This is a genomic window from Prevotella sp. CAG:592, from assembly GCF_000436015.1.
In the GTDB taxonomy this organism is placed as follows: domain Bacteria; phylum Bacteroidota; class Bacteroidia; order Bacteroidales; family Bacteroidaceae; genus Prevotella; species Prevotella pectinovora.
In genome coordinates, this window is the sequence record NZ_FR892591.1 from 1 (window position 1) to 11,040 (window position 11,040).

8 protein-coding genes are annotated in these 11,040 nt (G+C 50.0%); 3 read left to right on the forward strand and 5 right to left on the reverse strand.

Annotation, left to right across the window (positions count from 1 at the left end):
* Positions 1-409 precede the first annotated feature (409 nt).
* Positions 410-808 carry a lytic transglycosylase domain-containing protein gene (locus QVO99_RS06900; RefSeq protein WP_044065428.1) on the forward strand — a complete coding sequence of 133 codons (399 nt, stop codon included), beginning with the start codon at positions 410-412 and terminating at the stop codon, positions 806-808.
* Between the two features lie 359 nt (positions 809-1,167).
* Positions 1,168-2,367: an ATP-binding protein gene (locus QVO99_RS06905; protein WP_288177029.1), complete on the forward strand. Its 1,200-nt coding sequence runs from the start codon at positions 1,168-1,170 to the stop codon at positions 2,365-2,367.
* Between the two features lie 187 nt (positions 2,368-2,554).
* On the opposite strand, the gene QVO99_RS06910 is transcribed toward QVO99_RS06905, so the two are convergent.
* From QVO99_RS06910 to QVO99_RS06930, 5 genes are all read right to left on the reverse strand, one after another.
* Entirely contained in the window at positions 2,555-3,562 is a 1,008-nt protein-coding gene (locus QVO99_RS06910) for a M48 family metallopeptidase (protein ID WP_022316875.1), read from the reverse strand.
* A 136-nt stretch (positions 3,563-3,698) separates the two neighbouring features.
* Complete coding sequence (locus tag QVO99_RS06915) at positions 3,699-4,262, reverse strand: LemA family protein (RefSeq protein WP_022316876.1); 564 nt, start codon at positions 4,260-4,262, stop codon at positions 3,699-3,701.
* Positions 4,263-4,445: 183 nt separating this feature from the next.
* Positions 4,446-4,658: a hypothetical protein gene (locus QVO99_RS06920; protein ID WP_022316877.1), complete on the reverse strand. Its 213-nt coding sequence runs from the start codon at positions 4,656-4,658 to the stop codon at positions 4,446-4,448.
* A 212-nt stretch (positions 4,659-4,870) separates the two neighbouring features.
* On the reverse strand, positions 4,871-5,794 hold the full coding sequence (locus QVO99_RS06925) for a nucleotidyl transferase AbiEii/AbiGii toxin family protein (RefSeq protein WP_022316878.1): 924 nt from the start codon (positions 5,792-5,794) through the stop codon (positions 4,871-4,873).
* Positions 5,787-6,548, reverse strand: coding sequence for a type IV toxin-antitoxin system AbiEi family antitoxin domain-containing protein (locus tag QVO99_RS06930; RefSeq protein WP_288177030.1), 762 nt, complete (start codon positions 6,546-6,548; stop codon positions 5,787-5,789). Before QVO99_RS06930 ends, QVO99_RS06925 begins: the two co-directional genes overlap by 8 nt.
* Before the next feature lie 452 nt (positions 6,549-7,000).
* Between QVO99_RS06930 and QVO99_RS06935 the strand changes: the two genes are divergently transcribed.
* Positions 7,001-11,040 (forward strand): translocation/assembly module TamB domain-containing protein (locus QVO99_RS06935; protein ID WP_288177031.1); only part of this gene is annotated, 4,040 nt, incomplete at its 3' end.

An 11,040-nucleotide genomic window follows, 5' to 3' on the forward strand; every position in this document is an offset into this window, starting at 1 on the left:
TCAGGATGGGTTTGAGGCTAGGTGGGGGTTGGTGTCAATATTCAAGTTAAAAAACTGCTGTCTTAATTTCTGTTGACCCATGTTAAGAATGTGCACAAAATGAGGGTTTTGTGCTGAAATGCTTGTGTATGTCAACAATTATTACTACTTTTGCATCCGAAATCAAGAAACGGCTTAACTGCTTACGTTTTGATCAAGCAAGTTTTGCCACAGTATTTAACTGGTGTCCAGGGTCAACGTTTTTTTTCTCTTATGTTTAAAGTTGACGCCGCGGGATTAATGTTCATATATTGTTCAGAGTATTGACCAGAGTTGTTGTTGTGCCCAGTCAATACGGCCCAGATGCCAAAAACAAAAGGTTATGAATTTTTCAACAAAGAGTAGGATTTTATTAGTAGTATTATTATTCATGTGTCTTCCTTTGGCAGCGCTTGCCGGAGGCGACGAACAAACGACAGCAGATTTCGACTGGGAACCCGTGATGGAAGCGGTGATACAGGTGGAGAGCGGAGGCAACCCGAATGCCAGAAGCGGCAATTCGTGCGGAGCAATGCAGATAACTCCGATTTGCGTGGCACAGTGTAACATCATACTGAAGGCGCGCAAGAGCAAGAAGCGCTATTCGCTGAAAGACCGTTTCGATGTGGCTAAGTCGAAAGAGATGTTCCGACTCATTCAGTCGTTCTACAATGTAGAAAACAACATCGAGAAGGCAATCCGTTCATGGAACGGCGGTATGCGATACTCCATAAAGGGTACGCAGCGCTACTACGAGAAGGTGATGTCATATCTCAACAAAAAGCAGTAAGCTGTCACACCAACCGGCAGGAGGCCAACCCCCTCTATGGCCAGACAAAACAACAAGAGTTTTGGCAAATTATAAATAAGCAAGTCGCCAAGTCACGACCAACCACGGTCACGGCTTGGCGCCTTTTCGTTTCTTCTCGACTGATTTGGGGGACGATATAAGCCGATGGAAATTTGCAATGCATTTCATCTTTTATAGAAAATGTAAGGAGATTTGCAATGCATTTCATTTTTCGTGGATAACCCTAAGAAATTTGCAATACATTTCATTTTTGCAGTTAAATCTGAAGAAATTTGCAATGGAATGCAAATTTGTCGGCATAAATGGCTATATTTGCAATGGATTACATTTTTGGGGATATGATAGAACGAAAGCAATACATATCACTTCTTGAAAAATGGAAGAACAAGAAGGTGATAAAGATAGTTACAGGCATCCGCAGGTGTGGAAAATCGTCACTTCTGAAGATGTTCAGTGACAAGCTGCAACAGGATGGAGTCAGGAAGGAACAGATACAGAGCGTTAATTTTGAAGACCTCGACAATGAACCTTTGCTTGACTACAAACGTCTTCACAGTCATATTAAAGAACGGCTGCTGCCAGACAGGATGAACTATCTGTTTTTCGATGAGATACAGTTGGTCGGCAATTTTCAGAAAACCATAGACAGCCTGTTCTTGCTTGACAACGTGGACATATACATCACAGGCTCCAATGCCTACTTGTTGTCTGGCGAAATTGCCACGTTGCTTACCGGAAGATATGTTGAAATAAAACTTTTCCCGTTCTCTTTCAGTGAATTCATAATGGCAAGCGGCAAGCCGCAGTCTCTTGAGCAGGCTTACAGACAGTATGTAGAATGCGGGTCGTTTCCGTATGTAACTCAGATATGCAATGACAAGGAGATGGTGCGCGAATATCTGTCGGGACTATACAATACCATAGTGCTGAAAGACGTGGTGGGCAGGAAAAAGATAACCGACGTGATGATGCTGCAGAGCATCGTGAGATTCATAGCCGACAATATAGGCAACATCTCGGTGATAAAGCGCATCAGCGATACCTTGACGTCGCTCGGAAGGAAAATCACTTCACATACAGTGGAGAACTATATCTCGGCATTGACAGACAGCTATATTTTCTATCAAGCACAGAGATACGACACCAAGGGCAAGCAACTGCTGAAAACGGGAATGAAACTGTATTTGGCTGACATCGGACTGCGCAATGTAATAAATGGAACGAAGGGCGGCGACATGGGACATATTCTTGAAAACATTGTCTTTCTGGAACTTGCGCGACGCGGTGGGGAAATCTATGTGGGCAAGGCCGGAGAGGCGGAGATAGACTTCGTTGTAATCAATGGCAATGACAAGGCTTACTATCAGGTGGCGCTAAGCGTCAGAGATGAGGCTACGATGAACAGGGAGCTGGCACCGCTGAAGTCGTTGCCGGATTCTTTCCCAAAATATCTGCTCACGATGGACAATGACCCTGTTGCGCAGCACGATGGCATCAAGCAGATATACGTGCTTGACTGGCTGACTGAAAGGCCATAAAATAACAATCACGCATCATGGAGGGAATTATCCTCACATGATGCGTGATTCTGTTTGTATTCTCTTCTGCCGCATGCGGAAGACTGCAAAGTAAAATATTACATTGAAACAGTCGTAAAATATTACATTGACGGCCTATTATATTATTTAACGGCCTTATGCCCGATTGTTGATGCGGCAGCAGGCGTCAGAACTGCTCCAGAATCTCGATGCGCTTCTGTGTGTCGGGGTGGGTGGAGAAGAGCGATGTGAAGAAGCCCATGCCCTTGCCGCCGCTCAGAGCCTGCGGATGCACGATGAACAGCTGTGCCACATCGTCGCGCTTCACCTTCTTCAGTCCGGGCTTGTCGCTTATCTTGCGCAGTGCCGAGGCGAGGGCGAGCGGATTGCCGCAGAGTTCAGCGCCGCCGGCATCAGCCATATATTCGCGTTTGCGACTGATGGCGAAGCGGGTGAGCAGGGCGAAGAAATAGGCTATGATGCCAAGGAAGATGGCAATCAGAAACACTAGTATCGCAGCGCCTCCGTTGTTGTTGTCGTCATCGTCGCTGCTGCTGCTCGAACTGTCGCTGACAATCCAGAACAACGACCTTATGCTCACCTGTATTATCGTCGTGATGATTCCCACGAAGATGATGCTCGTGATGAGCAGACGGGTGTCGCGGTTGCGGATATGCGTCAGCTCGTGGGCTATCACGCCGGCCAGTTCGTCGTCGTTGAGCACCTTCAGCAGTCCGGTGGTCACCGTCACAGTGTAGCTCTTCCTGTCTATTCCGCTGGCAAAGGCGTTGAGTTGCGGGTCGTCCACCACGTTTATCTTCGGCATGTCCATTCCCGCCGTCATCGTCAGGTTCTCCACGATGTTATACACCCTGGGGTTTTCGCGGCGCTCCAGAGTCTTGGCTCCCGTTGCCGCTTTCACCATCGACGCGTTGAAGAAATATGCTATCACGAACCACACGCTCACGGTGCCCACTACCCAAGGCAGCGAGTCGATGAACGCTCCGTTCACCCATGTCCAGTTCACGTTGCCCCCAACCTGTTCGGCATTGCCGTCCAATGCGACGCCGCAAAGGCTCAGCAGCACGTAGAACAGCCACACCATGAGGAGCGTGAGAGCCGGAAAGGACAGCAGCAGCATTATAGTCAGTTTGTTGTTGCGGCTGACTTGGGTATACATTCCTACGTATTTCATAATCAAGAGTTTATATCCTCCGCCCGGCTGCCGATGGTGGCTGCCGCGACGGGGGAAGAGTTAGAAATCGGAGTCTTAGTCCAGACTCCCATGCTTGTCAGCGGGTTTTCACCCGAATTGATATGCTGGCCGCGGCTTAGAATTTGATTTCCGGAGCCTTCTCCACTGCGGCGCGGCTCTCCTGCGGAATCTCGAACATAGGCTGGCGGGAGAATCCGAACATCTTGGCGAAGAGGTTGCTTGGGAAAGTCTCCACGGCATTGTTGAGCTCACGTGTGGCAGAGTTGAAGAAGCGGCGAACGGCAGCGAGCTTGTTCTCGATGTCGGCAATCTCCTCCTGCAGCTGGATGAAGTTCTGGTTAGCCTTCAGGTCTGGGTAAGCCTCAAGCGAAACCTTGAGACCGGCGAGTGCGCTTGTCATCATGTTGTCAGCCTTCACCTTGTCGTTTATGGTCTGTGCTCCCATTGATGCGGCACGGGCGTCGGTCACGCGCTGCAGCGTCTCCTTCTCGTGAGTGGCATATCCCTTCACCGTAGCCACGAGCTGTGGGATGAGGTCGCAGCGCTGCTTGAGCTGCACGTCGATGTTTGCGAAAGCATTCTCGCGGTTGTTGCGCAGTTTCACGAGTCTGTTGTAGATTGACACGAGCCATATCGCCAGGATTGCGACGATAATGATGATCACGATTGTTGTTGTCATAATGTTTGGGTTTTTTTAGTGCCTTCTCCCGTCGCTTGCCGCGCCGGGATTGTCGGCGTTGTTAATAATGTGATATTTTCTTTCTCTGTTCTTTATGCGTTTCTGTCTCTTTTCCCATATTGACGCAGGAACTGACAGGAATACTACAAAAATAAGACCTTTTCTTGTTTTGTCACGTCTGATTTAAGTTTTGTTTTGCTTTATGTTCATTTTTTTTGTTACTTTGCCGTTCCTTTTTCTGCCTTCCAAAGCCTCATTGCTGCATGGCGCAGTAATCATTCTGCCCAGCATAGTTCTTGTTCTGTTGCAAAGGTAGCCAATAATCGTGAGACCATAACTTGCAAATCCTCTCAAAAAACTTGCAAATCCTCTCAAATATCCAGTTTTCCCTTTCATTTCCCATGATGTTACATAAAATGTTACACCCTGTAGAATGTTACAATCCTCATTGCTTGTATTTCCACAAAGTGCGCTATACAGGTTGCTAACGGCATATTCTATGCGTATATAAGCTTACGTTAGCACGATAGGCAGATACTGATGTTCGCTCTAAGTTTGAAGAAGAATGCAATGCAGTTGAATAAACGTTAAACTATCAAGGAGGCGATTCATCTAAGTTTAAAGATTGATTTTAGCTTTGCAGCTTCCTTCGTAAGTTTCTCAGGGTTTTGCTTCGCCAATTTTGCCAGGTTGAAGAGCTTCCATTTTACCGAGGGGTAATTCCGCATGTAGGCGAACTCGTAGCCTTCCCATTCCGGCTTGCCCTGTTCAAAGCTTACGAGGAAATTCTTGTCAGCTTCTGACATCATACCATTCACATCATCTATCAGTTTGGTGCGTGTTTCTTCAAATTCAGCATAAGTGAAAGGGATGTCGGTCATTCCGTCAAACTGGTTGGCCATGGCCTCGCTTTGGTCAATCAGTCTTGGAGCAAAGGACTCGTGGATTGGACGGTCGCTGCCAAGCAGACAGAATATCAGGCCTTCGCGACAATCGGCCAAGGGAATGTCCATATACTTCACGTCAAATAAGTCGCGAGGATGTTGGCGAGAGAGTGCGGCTGCAATCTTGCCTCCATAAAGCTGGGTAAGTGGAACGATATTGGCCTCACAATAGAGTCCAAACTCATTCTGTGCCTTCTCGCTTAATGGCACAGTGATGTTCTCACCGCCCACTAGTCCACGCTTAGTCTGATTTACTTCTACTTTTACCTGTTTGCCCCGCCACTCGCAAAGCAACTTGCTGGTGTTGTAGTTGGGCTTTATGTGCATACCCTTGAAAGCCTTCTTTGCTTTCTCGCAAATAGATGCCAGATGAAGGTTAATATCATCTAGGCTCTGCTTCCGGTCAGCCAACGGAATATAGGTGAGGTCTATATCGACCGAGTATCTGGGCAAGTCTTTCAAGAAGAGATTTATGGCGGTGCCGCCATGGACTGCAAATACACCTTCCTCCATGACGATGGGCATAATGCGAAGTAGCAGCTCCACCTTTTGGGCATAAACTCTGCCGGTTATATTGTTCTCATTCATACTCTGCAAGATCTTTAGGAATGGTCATATTATATTTCGCTATATACTTACCTGTCGGCACCACCATGTATCGGGCTGTGCCCAATTGTATATTGTCAAATTTCAGAGCCTTGAACCACGGATGTCCGGCTTTCTCTGCCATATAGACAAAGAGTCGCTTAACCTTTTGCGAGGAGCACGTTTCAAGCAACGATTGCACCAGCCTGGGCCGAAGCGTAGTCATACTCTCCATTATATAATATAGATCTAATAGCGAGGAGGCAGCCTCCGGCAGGTGGAGACATTCCAGAAAGGCACGCTCTGGTGATGATACCAAAAGAATATCACCTTCAAAGGTCATGGTCTCCACGCCAAGCAGGTCATCCCCCAGAAAAGAAGTAGTCATATACTTCACTGTCATATCCCAATCATACGACAATATCCATGAGGGAAGCTTATTCGTTCTTCCGGTAAAAAGATAAGCTTGTGGCTTGCCCAATGACAGATAATGGGAATAACCACGCAGCTCGAGGGCGGTGTAAGCACCAACGATGCATCGTTTCGACAACTGGTTGTTATAGGCGGATATGGCATGGAGCAGTTTGGGTGCAGTGCCGTTCAAGACATACACCCCTTTGGATATGCGGTTAAGCCATCCGCTCTTCATGTAGGCATGTTGCCCCTTGGCATCCAGTCCCTGCCGTGTGAGCCAGTCGCCAAACATGAAGCCCGTATTTGGATTGGACTCCATTATTTTCTGTATTTTTGTTGCCATCTTCTCTGATATTACGAATTTGACGATAATTTTTATGCAAAATTACACATTTATCTTGATTGACCAAATGTCTCGCCAAGAAAGTACTGAATTTTTCTTGATATTGTGCGCCGTCTTCGCTTTCTTTGCGAATATGAGGTGCAAAAACCAGCAAAGACACCTTATAAAGACATGAGACTGCAAGCGGTTATAAAATCATCACATAAGACGGGCTAATAACCTTTTTGGGGCTTAATTCTGTATTTTTCAGCTGTCTGAAGTCGAACGCATTTCGTCTTCTTCATTATTCCCTTTGAGCCCGGTATAATCGTTGATATAAAGAAATCAAGCACATGTGATTGCGGCAGATATGAGGTTTCAGATTACTTTTTGGCCTGAAATCAATAAATAATGCGTAATAATCTCGTTTAATCAGTTTTTTGCATTATCTTTGTACATTATTAATATTAGGTATGAACATATCATTGCGAAATACGATACGGTGGGCACTCATCGCTCTTGCCGCTCCGATATTCCTCATCATATTGTTGGCGGTGCTGCTCTATCTGCCTCCGGTGCAGAACTGGGCGGTAGACTGCGTGGCGGACTATGCCTCGGAGAAGACTGGAATGCAGATCTCCGTGGGCAGGGTGAATCTGGAGTTTCCGCTCGACCTCGGAGTGGAAAACTTCAAGATGATAAAACCCAACGACTCGCTGCCGCAGGTGAGAGACACCGTTGCCGATGTGGAGAAACTCGTGGTCAGCGTGCAGCTCATGCCGCTGCTGAGCCGGCAGGTGGAGATAGACCAGCTGGAACTCAGGGGTGTGAACATGAACACCACCGACTTCATACATGAGGCAAGGGTGAAAGGCACCGTGGGGCTCCTCTCGCTCAGCAGCCACGGCATAGACTGGGGCAAGCAGACAATCATCGTTGACGATGCGCTGCTCAGCGACGCCAACGTCAGCGTGGAACTCAGCGACACCGTGCCGCCAGACACCACCAAGACCCCTACATACTGGAAGATACACGTGGAGCAGCTCAACGTAGACCGCACGCGTGCAGTGGTACACATGCCAGGCGACACCCTGCAGGTGGACGCATATCTGGGCAAGGCAGGAGTGAGAGAAGGTACCTTCGACCTATACAAGAACCTGTATAGCGTGGGCAATTTCGAACTTGCCGACGGCAGGATAGCCTACGACAACAAGTTCATGACACGTTCGCGCGACATCATAGACCCCAACCACATCCTGCTCTCAGAGGTGAACCTCGGCATCGACTCCCTCTCCTATGCCATGGAGACTTCGGAGCTGAAGCTCGTGATGCGCCATTGCGCACTGAAGGAGAGGGGAGGACTGCAGATTGCCGACATAAAGGGACCTCTCTCTATGGACTCCCTCAAACTGAAGATGCCGCAGCTGCTGCTCAAGACCCCCGACTCATGGCTGAAAGCCGCCGTGGACATGGACCTCAATGCCTTCAGCGACTCCTGTCCGGGACGCCTCTCCCTTAGGGCAAACGCATCGCTCGGAAAGCGCGACCTCATGCGCTTCATGTCCGGCATGCCAGCGTCATTCCGCCGGCAGTGGCCCGACAAACCATTGACTGTCAACACGATACTCAGCGGAAACCTCCAGCGGATGAGGCTCCGGCTGCTCAACCTCAACCTGCCGTCGGCACTGAAAGCAGACGCCAACGGATATCTCACCAATCTCACCGACACCAAGCGGCTCGGCGCCAGCATCAACTTCAAGGCATCGGCTGCCAACACGCAGTTTATCACGGCGCTCGTGGGAAAGGAGAACATGGGCGGAGCGAGGATACCGAACGGCATCTCGCTCTCGGGCAACGTGAAGACCGGCGGCAACCAGGTGTATCTCGCCGACGTGACGATGCGCGAGGGTGGGGGAACGATGAAGTTGAAAGCACGGTTAAGCATGCCGAACATGGCATACAGCGCAAAAGTCTCTGCCGCCGGAATGAGGATAGACCATTTCATGCCGACGCTCGGAATGAAAGACTTCTCGGGAACCCTCGACGTAAACGGCAGGGGCACCGACCCTATGAAGAAGAGCATGACGGTGGATGCCAGTGTCGACATCAGGAAATTTGTCTACGACAAATACCACTTCACGGGCATCACCGCTGACGCCCGACTTAGCAACGGACTCATACACGCCAACATAAACAGCAAGAACCAGCTGCTCGACGGACTGCTCTCGGTGGACGGATTCGTAAGTTCGAAGAAAATCTACGCCACCATAGCCTCCGACATCAGCCGCATCGACCTCTATGCCCTCGGTGTGGCAAAGAAGCCGCTCATTGCATCGCTGTGTTGCCATTTCGACGTGGCAACCGACATGCGCCACTCGTATATGCTGAAGGGAGGAACGAGCGACGTGACGATTCTCGACTCGCTCAAGGCTTACCGGCCGGTGAACATCACCTTCGACGTGCTCACCAACCGCGACACCACAAGGGCGATGGTAGACTGCGGCGACTTCTATCTCAATATGAACGCCAAAGGGGGATACGAGCATCTGCTCTCGCGCTTCGAGAAGTTCGGCAGCCTGCTCTCAAAGGAAATCTCCGACGGACGCATCGACTATGTGGCGCTGCGCCAGCAACTGCCGGAGGCCGACTTCCGCATGAAGGCGGGAAAAGACAATATCTTCAGCCGATTCCTGAAATATTACGGCTACACCTTCACCAGTGCCGAGATGAACATGACGATGTCGGCGGCTACGGGAATGAACGGTGCCTTGCAGGTGAACGAACTGACGGCGGCGGGAGTGCTGCTCGACACGATACGCTTCAACGTGGTGTCAGACTCCGTGAACTGTACCTACAACGGACAGATACGCAACTCGAAGAACAACCCGCAGTATGTGTTTAATTCGCTCTTCGACGGATACGTGTTCGACCGTGGTTCGGGTCTCAACATCTCCATCTACGACGCCGCCAACCGCCTCGGCATCAAGCTCGGAGCCACGGCGACTCTCGAAGACACCGGAACGCGCCTCCATCTGCTGACCGACGATATCATACTGGGATACAAGAGGTTTGAGGCAAACGAGAACAACTATCTCTTCCTCGGCGACGATAACAGGGTGTCGGCAAATCTCAAACTGAAGTCTGCCGACGGCATGGGACTGCAGGTCTACACCAACGACGAAAACCACGACGCCTTGCAGGACATCACCGTGGGACTCAGCAATTTCGACCTATCCAAGATTACCGCCGTGCTGCCGTATTTCCCCAAGATAACGGGAAACATGAACGGTGACTTCCACGCCATACAGACAAAGGAGAACATCACCCTCTCGTCAAACCTTAGCGTAGACAAGATGACATACGAGGGATGCTCGCTCGGCGATATAAGCACCGAATTCGTATATATACCACAGGAGGACGGCAGTCACTATCTCGACGCCGTGCTCTTCAGCGAGGGCTCACAGGTGGGGTCGCTCATCGGAACATACCACCCTGCTGGAAAGGGAGTGCTCAATGCCGACCTCAAGCTCGAACACCTGCCGATGAAAATCGTGAACGGATTCATACCGCAGCAGCTCTTCGGATTTGAGGGATATGCCGACGGCTCGATGAAGGTGAGGGGAGAACTCTCCAAACCGCATGTCGACGGTGAGGTGTTCCTCGACTCCATGTATATGGTCAGCGTGCCATACGGCGTGAAGCTCCGCTTCAGCGACGACCCCGTGAGAGTGGTCGACAGCAAGCTGATGCTCGAAAACTTCGAGGTGTTCGGCCACAACGACAATCCGCTGAACATCTACGGAAACATAAACTTTGCCGACCTCGACAATGTGTATATGGACGTGCGCATGAAGGCAACAAACTATCAGCTCATCAACTCAAAGGAGAACTACCGCAGCGTGGCATACGGCAAGGCGTATATCGACTTCTACGGTTCGGTGCGCGGAAAACTCGACAATCTGATGATGCGCGGACGGCTCAACGTGCTCGGTTCCACCGATGTGGCGTATATACTGAGAGACTCGCCGCTGACCACCGACAACCAGATGGACGAACTGGTGAAATTCACCAATCTCAGCGACTCCACGCAGCAGACCGTGGAGCATCCGCCGTTGACGGGTCTCGACATGATTCTCTCGGTGGGAGTGGACGAGGGAGCCCACGTGATGTGTTATCTCAATGCCGACCACTCCAACTATATCGACCTTATGGGAGGCGGCGACCTGCGTATGACTTACGATCCGCTCAACGAACTCCGCCTCACGGGCAAGTATACGCTCAGCAACGGTGAGATGAAATACGCCCTGCCGGTGATTCCGCTCAAGACCTTCACCATAGAGAACGGCAGCTACATAGAGTTCACGGGAGATGTGATGAACCCGAAACTGAACATCACAGCCACTGAGGAGACGAGGGCCACGGTGGGCACCAACGGACAGCAGGGCAGGACTGTGGACTTCAAGTGTGGAGTGGTGATAACAAGGACGCTCAACGATATGGGACTGGAGTTCAC

Bases quoted from the DNA above. Each gene is read 5' to 3' on its own strand.
- QVO99_RS06910 (WP_022316875.1), bottom strand. From the start codon at position 3,562: ATGAAATACGTAGGAATGTATACCCAAGTCAGCCGCAACAACAAACTG.
- QVO99_RS06900 (WP_044065428.1), top strand. From the start codon at position 410: ATGTGTCTTCCTTTGGCAGCGCTTGCCGGAGGCGACGAACAAACGACA.
- QVO99_RS06925 (WP_022316878.1), bottom strand. From the start codon at position 5,794: ATGAATGAGAACAATATAACCGGCAGAGTTTATGCCCAAAAGGTGGAG.
- QVO99_RS06930 (WP_288177030.1), bottom strand. From the start codon at position 6,548: ATGGCAACAAAAATACAGAAAATAATGGAGTCCAATCCAAATACGGGC.
- QVO99_RS06915 (WP_022316876.1), bottom strand. From the start codon at position 4,262: ATGACAACAACAATCGTGATCATCATTATCGTCGCAATCCTGGCGATA.
- QVO99_RS06905 (WP_288177029.1), top strand. From the start codon at position 1,168: ATGATAGAACGAAAGCAATACATATCACTTCTTGAAAAATGGAAGAAC.
- QVO99_RS06920 (WP_022316877.1), bottom strand. From the start codon at position 4,658: ATGAAAGGGAAAACTGGATATTTGAGAGGATTTGCAAGTTTTTTGAGA.